The sequence below is a fragment of the Novosphingobium sp. BL-A-28-Hi1-0D genome, assembly GCF_055521755.1.
The window spans coordinates 1,794,739-1,810,492 of record NZ_CM145502.1 but is presented as its reverse complement, the minus strand read 5'-3'; the positions used below and the strand labels follow the sequence as shown (position 1 = coordinate 1,810,492).

General features: G+C 63.6%; 14 protein-coding genes. 10 read left to right on the top strand and 4 right to left on the bottom strand.

Annotated features, from left to right (window positions below):
• Positions 1-54: 54 nt before the first annotated feature.
• Both ACZ1JW_RS08925 and ACZ1JW_RS08920 read right to left on the bottom strand, forming a co-directional pair.
• Positions 55-1,875 carry a flavin-containing monooxygenase gene (locus tag ACZ1JW_RS08925; RefSeq protein WP_465123912.1) on the bottom strand — a complete coding sequence of 607 codons (1,821 nt, stop codon included), beginning with the start codon at positions 1,873-1,875 and terminating at the stop codon, positions 55-57.
• 35 nt (positions 1,876-1,910) lie between these two features.
• On the bottom strand, positions 1,911-3,140 hold the full coding sequence (locus ACZ1JW_RS08920) for a CaiB/BaiF CoA transferase family protein (protein WP_465142702.1): 1,230 nt from the start codon (positions 3,138-3,140) through the stop codon (positions 1,911-1,913).
• A 115-nt stretch (positions 3,141-3,255) separates the two neighbouring features.
• Here ACZ1JW_RS08920 and ACZ1JW_RS08915 point away from each other — a divergent pair, with 115 nt between their 5' ends.
• The 5 genes from ACZ1JW_RS08915 to ACZ1JW_RS08895 are packed head-to-tail and all read left to right on the top strand — an operon-like array spanning position 3,256 to position 9,117.
• Positions 3,256-3,996, top strand: coding sequence for a FadR/GntR family transcriptional regulator (locus ACZ1JW_RS08915; protein ID WP_465142701.1), 741 nt, complete (start codon positions 3,256-3,258; stop codon positions 3,994-3,996).
• A gap of 32 nt (positions 3,997-4,028) precedes the next feature.
• Complete coding sequence (locus ACZ1JW_RS08910) at positions 4,029-5,594, top strand: class I adenylate-forming enzyme family protein (RefSeq protein ID WP_465142700.1); 1,566 nt, start codon at positions 4,029-4,031, stop codon at positions 5,592-5,594.
• On the top strand, positions 5,591-7,060 hold the full coding sequence (locus tag ACZ1JW_RS08905) for a thiolase C-terminal domain-containing protein (protein WP_465142699.1): 1,470 nt from the start codon (positions 5,591-5,593) through the stop codon (positions 7,058-7,060). The genes ACZ1JW_RS08910 and ACZ1JW_RS08905 overlap by 4 nt, the downstream gene beginning before the upstream one ends.
• 8 nt (positions 7,061-7,068) lie before the next feature.
• Positions 7,069-7,926 (top strand): HTD2 family dehydratase, encoded by an 858-nt coding sequence (locus ACZ1JW_RS08900; RefSeq protein ID WP_465142698.1) that lies wholly within the window; start codon positions 7,069-7,071, stop codon positions 7,924-7,926.
• 39 nt (positions 7,927-7,965) lie between these two features.
• Positions 7,966-9,117: an FAS1-like dehydratase domain-containing protein gene (locus ACZ1JW_RS08895; RefSeq protein WP_465123918.1), complete on the top strand. Its 1,152-nt coding sequence runs from the start codon at positions 7,966-7,968 to the stop codon at positions 9,115-9,117.
• A 313-nt stretch (positions 9,118-9,430) separates the two neighbouring features.
• Here the strand turns inward: ACZ1JW_RS08895 and ACZ1JW_RS08890 are convergent, their stop codons facing one another.
• Positions 9,431-9,697 carry an alpha/beta fold hydrolase gene (locus ACZ1JW_RS08890; protein WP_465123919.1) on the bottom strand — a complete coding sequence of 89 codons (267 nt, stop codon included), beginning with the start codon at positions 9,695-9,697 and terminating at the stop codon, positions 9,431-9,433.
• On the opposite strand from ACZ1JW_RS08890, the gene ACZ1JW_RS08885 reads away from it, so the two are divergent.
• On the top strand, positions 9,696-10,385 hold the full coding sequence (locus ACZ1JW_RS08885; RefSeq protein WP_465123920.1) for an FCD domain-containing protein: 690 nt from the start codon (positions 9,696-9,698) through the stop codon (positions 10,383-10,385). The two genes, ACZ1JW_RS08890 and ACZ1JW_RS08885, sit on opposite strands and share 2 nt — an antisense overlap.
• A gap of 183 nt (positions 10,386-10,568) precedes the next feature.
• Positions 10,569-12,008, top strand: a complete 1,440-nt coding sequence (locus ACZ1JW_RS08880) for a wax ester/triacylglycerol synthase family O-acyltransferase (protein WP_465142697.1) — start codon at positions 10,569-10,571, stop codon at positions 12,006-12,008.
• 126 nt (positions 12,009-12,134) lie between these two features.
• Here ACZ1JW_RS08880 and ACZ1JW_RS08875 read toward each other — a convergent pair whose 3' ends face one another.
• Positions 12,135-12,911: an IclR family transcriptional regulator domain-containing protein gene (locus tag ACZ1JW_RS08875; protein WP_465123922.1), complete on the bottom strand. Its 777-nt coding sequence runs from the start codon at positions 12,909-12,911 to the stop codon at positions 12,135-12,137.
• 110 nt (positions 12,912-13,021) lie between these two features.
• On the opposite strand from ACZ1JW_RS08875, the gene ACZ1JW_RS08870 reads away from it, so the two are divergent.
• Genes ACZ1JW_RS08870 through pcaF form a run of 3 tightly spaced genes read left to right on the top strand, consistent with a single transcriptional unit; the run spans position 13,022 to position 15,603 of the window.
• Positions 13,022-13,723, top strand: coding sequence for a 3-oxoacid CoA-transferase subunit A (locus tag ACZ1JW_RS08870; RefSeq protein WP_465142753.1), 702 nt, complete (start codon positions 13,022-13,024; stop codon positions 13,721-13,723).
• Entirely contained in the window at positions 13,720-14,361 is a 642-nt protein-coding gene (locus tag ACZ1JW_RS08865; RefSeq protein ID WP_465142696.1) for a 3-oxoacid CoA-transferase subunit B, read from the top strand. The genes ACZ1JW_RS08870 and ACZ1JW_RS08865 overlap by 4 nt, the downstream gene beginning before the upstream one ends.
• Positions 14,362-14,394: 33 nt before the next feature.
• Positions 14,395-15,603, top strand: a complete 1,209-nt coding sequence (pcaF, locus tag ACZ1JW_RS08860) for a 3-oxoadipyl-CoA thiolase (protein WP_465142695.1) — start codon at positions 14,395-14,397, stop codon at positions 15,601-15,603.
• Positions 15,604-15,754: the final 151 nt, after the last annotated feature.

The window sequence follows — 15,754 nt, the reverse complement described above, 5'->3', positions numbered from 1 at the left end:
CCTGAAAATGCCTGGGTGTTTTCCGGGTCGACAGGTTCGACCCCTGGAGTTGGATCAGGAGGGCAAGGCCTCGGCGTTCTCGCGGCGCAGTTCCATGTCGGGTTCAAGCCCCGAGGCCAGCCAGTCCTTGAGCACTTGCATGTACTCGAACGGGCCACCGCCATAGTTGCTGAGCCAGATCGAATCCCGCTCGTTGTGCCCCTCGTTGTTGTAGTAGCCGGGGGTGCATTCGCGCAGGAACGTGGTGTCCTCCACGGCCTTGCTCCGCAGCACGTCGAGCCAGCGCGCCTCGGCCTCGCTGGTCACCTCGAAGGTTGTCACATCCGCTTCCTTGCAACGCCGGACGATGGCGGCATAGTGCTCGGCCTGACGGCGGTTCATGAACGTGATGTTCCAGGTGATCCCCGCCTGTTTGAGACCGCTGATGACACCCATGTTCGGGAAGTTGCGGGTGAACATGCCGTGCAGCGTGTGCCGCCCGTCCTTCCAGTTCTCGCTCAGCGTCACGCCGCCTCGGCCGTGCATGTCAAAACCCGCAGTGCGATCAGGGGGCGAAGCGACCTCGAAACCCGAGGCGAAGATGATGCAATCGACCTCATATTCGACGCCGTCGAAGACGATCCCCTTCTCGGTGATGCGATCAAGGCTGCGACCGAGCGTGTCGATCAGCGTCACGTTGGGGCGGTTGAAGGTCTCGAAGTAGCCATCGACGAACAGCGGCCGCTTGCACATCCAGTTGTACCACGGCTTCAGTGCTTCGGCAGTCTTCGGGTCCTTGACGATGCTGTCGATGCGCGCGCGCATCTCGTTCATCTTCTCGAAGTCGGCAATCTGGCGGCGACGGGCCATTTCCTCGGGGCCCTCGCTCTGCGCCGAAAACATCGCGTCAGTCATGCGAGCCCAGTTGCGGGTCCAGCCATCGCCGATCAGGTCTTCGTTCTGCGGGATCGAATTGACGAAGCCCTCGAAGTTGAGCGCACGCCGCTCCCACCAGCCGGGCTGCTGGCTGTTCCACCAGTCGGGATCGGTCGGCGCGTTCTCGCGCGCGTCCACCGCCGCAGGCGTGCGCTGCACGACATAGAGGTGACCTGCCGAAGCGCCGAGGTGCGGGATCGCCTGCACCGCACTCGCGCCCGTGCCGATGATCGCCACGCGCTTGTCAGCCAGCCCGGTGAGCCCTCCGGCATTACTGCCGCCGGTATAGCCGTAGTCCCATCGCGCAGTATGGAATACATGGCCCTTGAAACTCTCGATCCCGTGAATGCCGGGAAGCTTGGGCCTGCTGAGTATGCCGCTCGCCATGCAGATGAAGCGGCCACGGATTTCATCGCCCCGGTCGGTGGTGACGATCCAGCGCTGGCGTTCCTCGTCCCAGTCCGCACCGGTCACCCCGGTCTGCAGATAGGCACGGTCATAGATGCCGGCGTTGCGCGCGATGCGCCGCGCATGCTCGAGAATTTCGGGGGCGGCAATGTACCGCTCGGACGGCATCTCGCCGTAGTCCTCTATCAGCGGAAGGTAGTTGTAAGCGTCGACGTCGCACCGGCAGCCGGGATAGCGGTTCCAGTACCAGGTCCCGCCGATGTCGCTGCCCTTCTCGATCACGCGATAATCGTCGATCCCTTCGCGGTGCATGCTCACCGCCATCAGCAGTCCGGAGAAGCCGCCGCCGACGATGACCATTTCCACGTCCTCGCTGATCGGATCGCGGGTGACCGGCGCTTCGGCGTAGGGATCGTAGATGTCCCCGAAGAACGGGTGATCGACTTCGCGATACTGCTCGACGCCCTTCTCGTGGATGCGCTTGTCGCGCTCTTCCAGATACTTCTGCCGCAGCGCTTCGAAATCGGCCACGGGATCGAGGGTCTTGGTCATGGCACTCTCCGGATTCTTGGTCTTCTTGTTCGGCGTCAACGCGATCGGTTCACAGGGTCGAGCACGACCCCGTCGGCGATCAGGGATCTGATGTCCGCTTCGATCAGCCCCAGACTGGCAAGTACGGCGGGACCATGCTCACCCAGACGAGGCGGAAGCGAGCGCAACGGCAGGCGCGCGCCATCGGCACGGATCGCGGTCGCCACCGAGCGCATGCCGCCTTCAGCCTCGTGGACCATGCCTGAGGCGGCGGTCTGCGGGTGGGCACTAAGCTCGCCGAAGTCGTGCACGGGCGATGCAGGAATGCCGCTCGCTTCGCAAAGCGCCAGCCATTCAGCCCGGTTGCGCGTCAGCAACAGCTTGCCGACCATCCCGACAACCTCATGCCGATGCGCCACCCGGGCTGCGCCCGTGGCGAAGCGCTCGTCCTCGGCCCAGGCGGGATTGCCGGTCAGCGCGCAGAAGCTGCGCCACAAGGCGTCGTTGGCAATGCCCAGGATGATCGGCGCATCGGCCGTGTCGAAGGCTTCGTAAGGGCAAAGCGAATCGTGCGCCGATCCGCGCCGCTGCGGCTCCACTCCGGTTTGCCAGAAGCCCTGCAACATGTAGCCCAGCAAGCCGACCGCCGAATCGAACAGCGAAGCCTCCAGCTTCACGCCCTTGCCACTCGCCTGCACCTGAAGCAGCGCCGCGAGGATGCCGATGACGGCATTGAGGCCGGTGGTCTGGTCGACCGGCGAGAACGGGCTGCGCGCCATGCCGCCGTCGGGATGGCCGGTGATCGGCAGCATCCCGCAGAAGGCCTGCGCGATCAGGTCGTAACCCTTGCCCTCGCGCATCGGACCCTGCGTGCCGAAACCCGAAATACTGGCATAGACGATGCGCGGATTGATCGCGCGCATCGCCTCCCAGCCAACGCCCAGCCTGTCCGCCACGCCAGGCCCGAAGCTTTCGACCACAACGTCTGCCTGCGCACAAAGCCGGCGGACGAGATCGAGCCCGCGCGGCGCTTTGAGATCGACCGCGATGCTCTTCTTGTTGCGATTGACCGAAAGGAAGATCGTACCGGTGCCCTCGCGGAACGGAGGCCAATGGCGCGTATCGTCACCACCCATCGGCTCGACCTTGATCACGTCCGCACCCAGATCGGCCAGCACCTGCGTGCATAGCGGCCCGGCCAGGATCTTGGTGAGATCCAGCACGCGCCGACCGGCCAGAGGGAGAAATGCTCCATCATCGGACTGCTGCGGTTCGATCTGCCTCACCCTTTCATTGGTTGGGAAATTAAATGGTCCAACAATTGACTTGTTGCCTTATTGCCCATATCACCACGGAAGACAACACGGAAATGCACGTTGGGGAAGTGGATCGGGAAGGCAGATGCTGGACGCGCTCGGCAGGATCAAAGTTCTCAAATCCAGCGACCTGCTGGCCGAGCGCCTGAAGGAAGGCATCCTCAGCGACGAGTATCCGCTGGGCGCGGCCCTGCCGACCGAGCGCGAACTTGTCGAGACGACCGGGCTCAGCCGCGGCTCGGTGCGCGAAGCGCTGCGCATCCTTGAAGCGCAAGGCCTCGTCGAGACCCGCTCGGGCCGATACGGCGGCTCGACCGTTGCCCAGCCGAGCGATGCCCTGCTGGCCAGCCACATCGCGCTCTATGCCAAGGGCCGCAGCGTCTCTTTGCGCTCGTTGGTGGGCGTCAGGCTCGCGCTTGAGCCGATGGTCGCCCAGCTCGCCGCGCAGAACCGGACCGACGAAGACCTTGCAACCCTTCGCGCAATCTCCGCGCGCCTCGAAGCCGCAGCGGCAAACGACGTGCCTTCGTTCCTGCAGGAAAACGTGAAGTGGCACGATGCGCTGGCTCTGGCGAGCGACAACGAACTGCTCTGCACGCTCAGCCGCTCGGTCTCCGGCCTGATGTTCCAGGCCTCGGCCATCGAGAACTTCGCTTCGTCCGAAATCCGCCAGCGCGTGGTCCGCGCGCACGAGCGCATCCTTGAGGCAATCGAAGCGGGCGATGCCGAAGCGGCAAGGCGCAGGGTCGAGCGTGACGTGCAGGCCTATGCCACGTTCCTCGAAGCGGCTGTCGCGGCAGCGGGCATCAAGCCTGACGGACATTGACGTGAAGAAGTAGAAGAAGAGGATACCGGGAGTTGGAAACGAGACGGGAACTGCACTGGGGGCGGGTCACGGAATGCTACGCCGAGCGTCCGGCGAGCATCCCCGCGCATCTTGCGCAGGTGTTCTCCGCCCGTGCGGACGCGACCGCGCTGGTCGATGGCGATGCGCGCATTTCCTACGGTCAGCTTGACGCCGACGTCCGCTCACTCGCTGGCGAGCTCTCACGGCGCGGCATTTCGCATGGGGACCGGGTCGCCGTGATGGTCGGCAACGAAGCCGATGCCCTGCGCTCCGTTCTGGCCATCGCCTGGATCGGTGCCATCGTCGTCCCCGTCAGCACCCGCTCGCGGGAGCCGGAAATTGCCTACATCCTGCAGGATGCTGCTGCCGACCTCATTATCCATGCGGCCCAGTTTCGCGCGGAATTGCCCACACGCGGTCCGCAACGGGTTGAGACGGGATCGGCAGACTGGGCTGCAGCTCTCAAGGGCACGCCTCTTGCTCGTCCGGCAAGCGGCATCGATGAGGAGGATATCTTCGCGATCCTCTACACGTCGGGCACCACGGGCCGTCCCAAAGGGGCGATGCTGACCCACTTCAACGTGATCCATTCCTACCTGCACTGGATCGAAGCCTTCGGCCTCGGTCCAGATGACGTGACCATGCTTTGCGTGCCCTGGGCGCATGTCAGCGGCTTGTGCGGCGTGGCCATGCCGTTCCTGCACGCAGGTGCAACGGTGGTCCTGCTGCGTGATTTCAAGCGGCGTGAGGCGCTCGAACTGGCAGCACGCGAGCGGATCACACACGCCCTGATGGTCCCTTCCATGTATGGCCTGTGCCTGCTTGAGCCCGACCTTGCCGACTTCCCGCTGAGCGCATGGCGCATCGCGGCCTACGGCGGCGCTCCCATGCCCGAACCAACCGCCGCCCGCTTTGCCGAGGCCTTCCCCGGCCTTGCCATGTGCAATTGCTACGGCGCGACCGAGACTACCTCGCCCACCACGATCATGCCGCCGGGCGATTGCGCGGGCCGCCTCGACAGCATCGGCAAGGTGGTTCGCTGCGGCGAAGTCCGCGTGATGGACGATGTTGGGTGCGAAGTTGCTCCGGGCGAAACGGGGGAGCTTTGGATCGCAGGGCCAATGGTCGTCCCCGGTTACTGGCGCAATGAAGCTGCTACCCGGACCGCCTTCGTGGGCGGCTTCTGGAAGTCCGGCGACATCGGCAGTGTCGACAAGGACGGCTACGTCCGCATTGCCGACCGCAAGAAGGACATGATCATCCGCGGCGGCTTCAAGATCTACCCGGCAGAACTCGAAAGCGTGCTCACCGGCCTTCCCGGCGTGGTCGAGGCAGCCGTTGTCGGGCGACCCGATCCGATCCTCGGCGAGATAGTTGTCGCCTTCCTGTGCATCGAGGACAGCACGATGGATGAACATGAGGTCCGCGCATGGTGCGCCGAGCGGGTCTCCGATTACAAAGTGCCCGGCGTCGTCCACATCTCCACCGACCCCCTCCCCCGCAACGCCAACGGCAAGATCCAGAAAGCCGATCTGCGCGAACGGGCTGCGGCGCTTGGCCCCGGAGTTGCCGCATGACCGCGCTCGATCCCCGCACCCCCGTCCTTGTCGGCATCGGCGTTGTCCAGCGCCGCGAGGAAGACTGGACACAGGCACTCGAACCGCTCGACCTGATGATCGAGGCCGTCCGTGCCGCCGGTGAGGACTGTGGCGCGCCTGCCCTGCTCGCCGATGTGGAACTGGTCTCGGTTCCGCGTGGTCGGTGGACCTACGCCAATCCCGGCCGAGCGATCGCCGCTGCGGTCGGAGCCAAAAGCGCCCAGAGCCTCCTGTCGACGGTCGGCGTCCTGCAACAGACGCTGGTGGCCAACGCCTGCTCGCGGATCGCGCATGGCGAGATTGCCAGCGCCATCATCACAGGCGCCGATGCCGGATACCGCATCCTGCGGGCAAAGATCTCCGGCGCGCGCGCGGGCGAGAGACAGCAGGATGACGCTCCGGACATCATGCTCGAACCCGCTGCCGAACTGCGCCACCCGGCCGAGCGTGCAGTCGGCTTCGCCATGCCCGTAGGCCTCTACGCGATCATCGACAGCGCGCTGCGGGCCAAGTCGGGCATCACGATTGACGATCACCGCGACGCGCTTGCGGCCCGCCTCAAGCGCTTCAGCGAGATTGCCTCGGCCAATCCCCACGCATGGGACCGCCGCGTTCGCGATCTTGCCGATATCCGCGACGAGGCCCCACGCAATCCGATGCAGGCCTTCCCCTATACCCGAGCCCACTGCTCCAGCTGGAACGTCGACCAGGGCGCCGCGCTGCTGCTGTGCTCGCTCGCCAGGGCCGACGAGCTCGGCATCCCGCAGGACCGCCGCATTTTCCCGCTCGCCAGCGCCGAAGCCAACCACATGGTCGCCGTATCCGAACGCGCGGATCTGACCGAAGTGACCGGCGCGCGCCTTGCCGCCGAGGCTGTCTACACCGCCTCAGGCCTCGGCCCCGCCGATGTCGATCTTGTCGAACTATACAGCTGCTTTCCGGTCGCCGTCGAAGCCTTCGCCCAGGCGGCAGGGCTGACCGGCAAGACCGATCTGACCATTACCGGCGGGATGCCCTACGCAGGGGGCCCCTATAACAACTACTTCCTGCAGGCGACGGCCCGCGCCGTCGAACTCTTGCGCGCAAGGCAAGGCCATACCGCGCTCCTCTCCTGCATCTCGGGCATCATGACCAAGCAGGCCTTCGCCATGTGGTCCCGCGATCCCGGCACGCGGCCTTATGCCAACGTGAATTGCACGGCCGAAGCGGCTGCAAGTCAACCGACGGTCGAGGTGCTCAAGAGCTACAGCGGAACCGCAACGGTGGCGGGTGCAACCGTGCTCCATGGGCGGGGCGAACAGCCGCGCGCGGTCGCACTGGTGGATACGCCGCAGGGGGCTCGGGCCTTTGCCTGCAGCCATGATCCGGCACTGGTCGAGCGCTTCGAGACGGAGGAATGGGTGGGACAGGCCGTCACGGTCAAGGACGGGGAACTGGTGCCATGAGCCGGACCATGACAACTGGAGAACCCGACACCGCAAGCGAAGTGCAGGTCGCGCATGACCGCTGCGCCCTCTCGCTCGTCCGCAGGCTCGCCGCCCTGCTCGACCGTGATCCATTGACCATCGACGAGGGCCAGCCCCTGCCGCGCGGGTGGCATGTGATCATGTTCAACGTGCCCACCCGGCAGGCCGATCTGCGTCCCGACGGTGCCGGAGCGCTTGGCGTCGTCCTGCCCGATCTCGGCCTGCCGCGACTGATGATGGGAGGGCGCAATATCCGATTTCTCGGCGACATTCCGATCGGCGCCAATGTCCGTCGCGACACGCGCCTCGCCAAGGTCGCGCAGAAAAACGGGCGCTCCGGGCCCTTCGCTCTGATCGACATCGAGCACAGCCTGTTCGTCGAAGGCAGCGCAACGCCCGCACTGGTCGAAACCACCAGCTACGTGCTGCGTCCGGAAGCCGACGATACCGGAGCCGAAGGCGCGGAGCCGTCGCCGCTTCACGGACAGCCGACCGGCCTGCCCATGGCCATGGCGAAACGGCAATTGCTACCGACAGAGCCGCTCCTGTTCCGGTACTCGGCGATCACCGACAACCCGCACCGCATTCACTATGACCTGCCCTATGCGCAGGACGTTGAAAAGTATCCGGCCCTGCTGGTCAATGGCTCCTTGCCATCGATGTTCCTGCTCGAAATGCTGCGCACGGCCGTTGGACGTGAGCCGGACCACCTCACCTGCCGCAATCTCGCGCCGATGTTCTGCGGCACCGAACTGACGCTGTCGGTGGCCGAGCAGGACGGTGGCTGGGCGATGCTGGTCGAGGACGCCCTCGGTCGCCCCTGCCTTGAAGCGAGCGCATGGTAGTGCTCTCCTGCCAAATCCAGATCCAGGGACATTCCTGACATGACGGAACCATCCGCTTCCCCCGCCCCTATCCCTGCGTCGCAGACGCCAGCCCTCTGGGAAGGTGCGCTCGAAGAGGCGCGCAGCCTGATCGGTGTCGATCTGCGCCGGACCGGCCAGCAGTGGAACACCGAAGCTTCGCCCGATGCGGTGCGCCATTTCTGCTGGGGTATCGGCGACGAAAACCCGCTGTTCTGCGATCCGGCCTATGCCGCACGTACGCGCGCAGGCGGAGCGCTCGCCCCCGGGTGCTTCCTCTATACCATCGACACCACCGTGGTCGCACCCAAGCTGCGCGGCATCCAGTGGCTCTATGGCGGCACCGATTGGGAGTGGTATCGCCCGATCCGCCACCGCGACAGCTTCACCGTGCGCGCACGGCTGCTCGATGCGGTCGAGAAGGAAGGCGGCAACGCCCGCAAGTTCATCCTCCAGACCGGCGAGACGCTCTACACCAACCAGCACGGCGAACTCGTCTGCCGAGCCATGGGCAGCACCGCACGCACTGCCCGCGCCAAGGCCGAAGGCGGCCTCAAGTACGCCCCGCGCGAAACGCACCGGTATTCGCCCGAAGAGCTGGAACATATCGCCCACGCCATCGAGACCGAGGAATTGCGTGGGTCCACGCCCCGCTTCTGGGAAGACGTGACAGTGGGCGACATGGTCCAGCCGATGCTCAAAGGCCCGCTCAACATTACCGACATGATCTGCTGGTACTCCGGCGGCGGTCACAGCTACCAGGCCCACCGCCGCGCCACGATGCACCGCAAGCGCCACCCCGCCGATGCCTTCGTCAATCCCGAGACCGGCGCGCAGGACAGCGCCGCGCGCGGTCATGCCGAAAGCAAGATGGCGCGCGAAGTCGGCATGCCCGGCGGCTACGACGTTGGCCCGCAGCGCATTTCCTGGCTTGGCCAGCTCATGACCAACTGGATGGGCGACGACGGCTTCCTCCATCGCCTCAACGTCTCGGTCCGTCGCCCAAATATCTTCGGCGACGTTTCGTGGTGCCGCGGCCGCGTGGTCGACAAGCGCATCGAGGACGGAGCGCACTGCGTCGATCTTGAACTCTGGGTCGACAACCAACTCGGCGAAACGACGGCGAAGGGCGCTGCGACAGTACATCTACCCTCGCTGGCAAACTGGACCTGAGTGCACCGTCAAACCAAACCCATCGGTTGGAGCGAGATGCCCTGTCAGCTAGCTTTGGCTGCAGGCAGATGAAGGCGCTACAGAAGTCCGCCCCGGTACACCGCCAACGCGCCCAGGAACGACGCCTCGTCGACAGACAGACCTTCAGGCAACCACACTCGGCAGCCCTTGCCGAGTCGCAGTCACTCCAATGCTGACGTCTGGTCGCTCCTGGGGCCTCTAGGTGGGCAGAGAAGATCTCGTCTTTTTAGACTGACAGCTTCCTTCCCTCTCATGGTCCCGCCAGATACTGGCTCAAATCCTTCCAAACCGCTTAAGATGCGCCTGTAAAGAACTCGATGCTTATCCGGTTCAATGCATCAGCCTCCTCCCACTGCGGCCAGTGCGAGGCATAATGCAGTTCGCGCCACTCGACACCTGGAATCAACGCCTTGTATTCCATGGCATTCTTCAGAAAGATGTCCGGGTGGCCCACGCAGGCCACAACCATCGTCGGTCGGGAAACGCTGCGCAGATCGTCGTCGGTCAGCATGTTCTCTTCCCACACGCCAGGGGCAATTCCCCCAAAGACATTGCGCATGCGCAACGATATCGTGACGTGCCAGCTCAAGCCGTTTGACAGGCTTCGGTTCGATGCCCTGCGGAAGACATACGGCGCCGGAGTGGGAACGTTGCGAGAGGCACTCTCACACCTCGTGTCCGATGGCCTGGTGCGAACCGAAGCAGGGCGGGGCTTCTTCGTGGCGCCGGTCTCGGCCTCAGATCTCATCGACATTACCCAGTGGCGGATCGAATTTGAGGCAAGAGCGATTGTGGAGTCGATCCGCAATGGCGACGACAAGTGGGAGGCAGGCATCGTGTCGAGCTTCCACCTGCTTTCGCGCGCCGGTCGGATCTCCACCGCACCGACACCCGAGATCCTGGCGGATTTTGGCGAGAAGCATCGCCAGTTCCACGACGCTCTCGTCTCCGCTTGCGGCTCTCCATGGCTGCTCTACTTCCGCGGCGTCTTGTTTGACCAAGCCCTCCGCTATCAGGCACTTGCCGTGATGAGCCGAAGAAACGAGCATCAGCGCACGCAGGATGACCACCGAGTACTGATGGATGCAGTTCTAGACAGGGATGAGGTTGCGGCCACAGGTCTGATTGCAGAACACATCCAGAGCACAACCGAAATCGTCTTGCAGAGCTTACCTGCCGACACTCCCGAAGTCGCAAGCAGGTCTGGGCGAAAGGCGCGGGCTCGCGCCGTTTCCGTCGAAGCATGAAACTAGCCATCACAGCCTTCATGGAGACGTCGCGGAGCTTCTGATTTGCTCGGTCCGGTACGCCCCGCAGGCATTAGCGGGTTCTCCGTCCCTACCGACTTCATCGGTGCTGTCCTTCGATCAGTTCCGAGGGAACTGCCATGACAAGCAGATTACAAGACTGAGGAAACAGCTATGCCCAGAATGTCGGCGACCGACACGCTTTGGCTGGATATGGAAACGCCGCAGACGCCAATGACGCTCGGCGGGGTGTTTGTCATCGATCGTGCATCGGGAGGCGCCAACGCGCTGCCTCCTGCCCGGATCATGGATTACATCGCGCAGCGGCTTCATCGCGTGCCCCTCCTGCGCCGGAAGCTGGTGAAGTCACGTACAGGACTTGCCGAGCCTTCGCTCGTTGAAGATCAGGACTTCGATCTTGCGTTTCACGTCCGCAAGGTGGCCCTGTCGAAGCCGGGCAATCTGGCACAGTTGAAAGATCTGGTGTCGCGCCTGATCAGCACATCGGTTGACATGGCGCGCCCCCCTTGGGAACTCTACGTCATCGAGGGACTTGACGACGAGCCCGGAATTGCGCCCGGAGCCTACGCAATCCTCACCAAGTTCCACCATTCCGTGTTCGATGGCGGTTCGGTCGGTGCAATCCTGTGGGAGTTCATGCAGGACCATCCCGATCAGGAGGTCAATCAAGCTCCACGCGAGAGTCAGGTAACGACAAGTGACGGGGAGACAGACTGGCTGACCTTGCCGCTGCAGGCTGGGCTGGGCCAATGGATTGCAACCATCAAGGGCATGAACAGCGTAGGTCAGATCGTATCGAATACGTTGGGCCGCAGCATGACATCCCCGACGGAGCAAGAAGAGGAATCTGTTCCTGCCAATGCAATGCTGGCACCGGCAACTCGTCTGTCCGCGAAAGTTACGGCCAATCGGGTTTGTGACTTTGTCGCAATCCCGATGGACGAACTGCGCGACCTGCGCGAGGCCCTTGGCAAGCCCAAGGTGAACGACCTTTGGCTTGCGATCGTTGCCGGCGGATTGCGCCATTATCTTCTCGCTCACAACGATCTTCCTGAAAAGCCACTGATGTCGATGTGCCCGATCAGCGTCCGCGAGGGACACCCTCTGGATGGCGGCAACTTCATTTCAGGCATGCGCGTGACTCTGGCGACTGACATCGCGGATCCGATCGAACGCCTGGAGGTTATCGCTCAATGCTCGGTCGCAGCCAAGGGCATGGCAAAGGACCTCGGGAACAGCTTCGTCGAGGACCTTCTGGGCCTGCAGCCTTACTTCGTTCGATCACAGATGGCGAAGATTGCCGCGACACTTCCCAACAAATTGAACATTGCGATGCCCTCACCCGCGAACGTGAGCGTCTCCAATGCTCCGCCGCCGAAGGGTGGCCACTTCTTCGCTGGCGGGAAGGCGGTTACCACCTATGCATTCGGCCCGCTTCTGGAAGGATGCGGTGTGATACACTCGATCACGGGATTCGATTTCGAGTCCACTGTAGCGGTCACGTCCTGTCGCGAAATCCTACCCGACATAGAGTTCTATATGGACTGCATCCGCCGCAGCTTTGCTGATCTCAAAGCGGCAAGGGCTTCGAGGTCAGCTTGAACCGCATCCACTTTGGCTCACGAATGGCCATGCAGGGGTGCCGATGTTCATGTCGATGGTCTCCTGATGCCATCAGCCCCTCATGGCGTGCTCTACCCAAGGAGTTCGGTCGGTGGCAACGGCTTGTCACGCGAACAACGAAAACTCTCGTGCCGCCTGCTGCAGAACCGGCACGATATGGGTTCGCAGTTTGTCAACGCTCATCCGCGCGCTGGACGTGCCGACGTTGACTGCCGATGTCACGCCGCTCGGACCGACTATAGGCACCGACACTGATCGCAGACCAACTTCAAGCTCTTCATCAACGATCGCGAACCGCTGACGCTCGACCTGCGCAAGGACCGTGGCCAACTGGGCCTTGTCGACGACCGTGTTGGGTGTGAAGGCTGTTGGGACGATCCGATTGAGATAGGCTTGGCGATCCGCCAACGTGCACCCAGCCAGTAGCACCCGCCCCATGGATGTCGCATAGAGCGGCAAACGGCTGCCAATCCTCAGGTTGATCGACATGATCCGCGAAGTTTCGGATCGGGCGACGTATCGTACGTGATCGCCGTCCATCACTCCGATCGAGCAGGACTCACCGAGTTCATCGCGCAATGCATCCAGCAAGGGTTGCGCGCGCACTGCCAGCGAGTTGGGATTCATCAATCCCCGGCCCAGCGCCAGCACATCGTGGCAAACCTCGTAGCCGACAGCGCCCTGCCTCGCATAGCCGAGCCGGCATAGGGTGTAGAGGCAGCGCCGCGCCGCGGCACGGCTCAACCCGCTGCGGCGACTGACATCCGCAAGAGAGATCGGGTGCTCCAGGCCGGCAAGGAGGCGAAGCACGAGCAGGCCCCGGGCTAGCGACATCATGAAGTCGGGATCGCCGGAATAGTCGGCAAGCTGGCTCGCATCCACGGGCTGACCCTTTACGGAATTTCGTTCGATAATCGAACAATATATGCGATTATCGATTGACTCAAGTCCGCCCTGACGGAAACGCAGCACCCGGAAGAGTGGAGATGCCTGTGATCGACAAATCGGTTCGTTCCATCGACGAGGCGGTCGCTCCCATCGGGGACGGCGCGAGGATAATGATCGGAGGGTTCGGCAACGCCGGCATGCCCGACGAACTGGTCGAAGGGCTGCTTCGTCGGGACGTGAAGGGCCTGACGATCATCAGCAACAACGCCGGAAATGGCGAAACCGGGGTTGCCGCGCTGATCAAGGCCGGGCGTGTCCGGAAGATGGTCTGCTCGTTTCCGCGTCAGCCGGATTCCCACCATTTCGATGCCGCCTGGCGTGCGGGCTCGATCGAACTCGAACTGGTACCACAAGGCAACCTCGCCGCGCGCATTCACGCGGCCGGTTCGGGTCTTGGTGCCATCTTCACGCCCACCGGGTTCGGCACGCCACTGGCAGAAGGCAAGGAAGTCCGAAAGATCGATGGCAAGGACTACGTCCTCGAGATGCCGATCAGAGCCGATTTCGCCCTGATCAAGGCGAGCCAGGGTGATCGCTGGGGCAATCTTGTCTATCGCAAGACCGCGCGCAACTTCGGGCCGATAATGGCGATGGCTGCAAAGTGCACAATCGCGCAAGTCACCGAAGTCGTGCCCCTGGGTTCGCTTGACCCTGAGACCGTGGTCACTCCGGGCATCTTCGTGAACCGAATCGTCGCAACGCCGGATGCCGGCGTGAATGCCAACATGCATCGAGGTGCCCAATGACCCCTCTGGATCGGGCCGGTATCGCCCGCCGCGTGGCGCAGGACATCCCGGAAGGCGCGTACGTCAACCTCGGCATCGGTCTGCCGACCCGCGTCGCGGACTTCCTGCCTGCCGATCGCGAGATTTTCCTGCACAGCGAGAACGGAGTGCTCGGCATGGGGCCGTCTCCCGCTCCCGGCGAGGAAGATCCGGATCTCATCAACGCCGGTAAGCAGCCCGTCACGCTGCTCTCGGGTGGCTGCTACTTCCACCATGCCGACAGCTTCGCGATGATGCGTGGCGGCCACATAGACATCTGCGTGCTGGGTGCCTTCCAGGTTGCCTGCAATGGCGATCTTGCCAACTGGCATACCGGAGAAGCAGGAGCGATCCCGGCAGTCGGCGGGGCTATGGACCTCGCCGTGGGCGCACGACAGACGTTCGTGATGATGGAGCTGTTCACCAGGAGCGGAGACAGCAAGCTCGTCGAGCGCTGCACCTATCCGCTGACCGGCCTGGCCTGCGTTTCACGGGTCTATACCGATCACGGCATCTTCGAACTGCGCGATGGCCAGGCCCATGTGACGGAACTGGTCGCCAGCCTCACGATCGAGGAACTGCGCACGCGCGTCGGCATCGATCTTGTCGACGCCCGCTGAGCGCTGGCACCCCGAGGAGGACAAGACTAAGCCATGACAGACGCATTCATCTGCGACGCCATCCGCACCCCGATAGGCCGCTATGGCGGCGGCCTTGCCGGGGTCAGGGCAGACGATCTCGGCGCAATCCCCTTGCGGGCTCTGCTGGAACGCAACCCTTCGCTCGACCCTGCTCAAGTGGAGGAAGTGTTTCTGGGGTGCGCCAACCAGTCTGGCGAAGACAATCGCAACGTTGCGCGGATGAGCCTGCTGCTCGCGGGCCTGCCCCACACCGTACCAGGCGTCACCCTCAACCGGCTTTGCGCGTCAGGTCTGGAGGCGGTCGGTGCTGCCGCCCGGGCGATCCGGACGGGCGAGATCGGCCTCGCCCTTGCCGGCGGCGTCGAGAGCATGACGCGTGCGCCCTTCGTACTGGGCAAGGCGGTGGCGCCGTTCGACCGGAACCAGAAGATCGAGGACACGACAATGGGATGGCGCTTCGTCAACCCCGCCCTCGATGCGGCTTACGGCACCGACCCGATGCCGCGCACGGCCGAAAACCTTGCTGCGCACCTGCAGATCAGCCGCGCCGACCAGGACAGCTTTGCATTGCGCAGCCAGCAACGCGCCCACGCTGCCCAGACCAGCGGCTTCTTCGCTGAAGAGATCGTCCCGGTCATGGTGCCCGGCAAGCGGCGTGGCGAAACTATCACCTTCGATACGGACGAACATCCGAGGTCGGACACGACAAGCGCAGACCTCGCCAGACTGAAGCCGCTGTTCGCCCCTGACGGGACCGTCACTGCAGGCAATGCATCCGGGATCAACGATGGTGCGGCCGCACTGGTGATCGCAGGCGAGCAGTCGATCAGGGACAATGGACTCGTACCGCGCGCGCGCATTCTCGGCATGGCCTCGGCGGGCGTCGAACCGCGCCTGATGGGATTTGGCCCCGTGCCGGCGACGCACAAACTGCTGCAGCGTCTCGGCATGACAATCGCGGACTTCGACGCCATCGAACTGAACGAGGCCTTTGCCAGCCAGACGCTCTCCTTCCTGCGCACGTTCGGGCTCGAGGACGATGCGCCGCAGGTCAATCCCAATGGCGGGGCAATTGCCTTGGGTCACCCGTTGGGCATGTCAGGCTCGCGGCTCGCCATGACACTGGTCCACCAGCTTGAGGTTACCGGCGGCAAGCGGGGGCTTGTGACGCTCTGCGTTGGCGTCGGGATGGGACTGAGCCTTGCGGTCGAACGGCTGTAAGGAGCGGTATCCGAACGAGCGACGCGAAGCTTCAAGAGAGCCAGCGAATTCCTGCATAGGGTTCGAACAAATTACTATCGCTTCGCGGCCGCGCGGCGATTGCATTATGATGCACACGGTTCTTAGTGAAAATCACTGAAAAGCCAGGGCC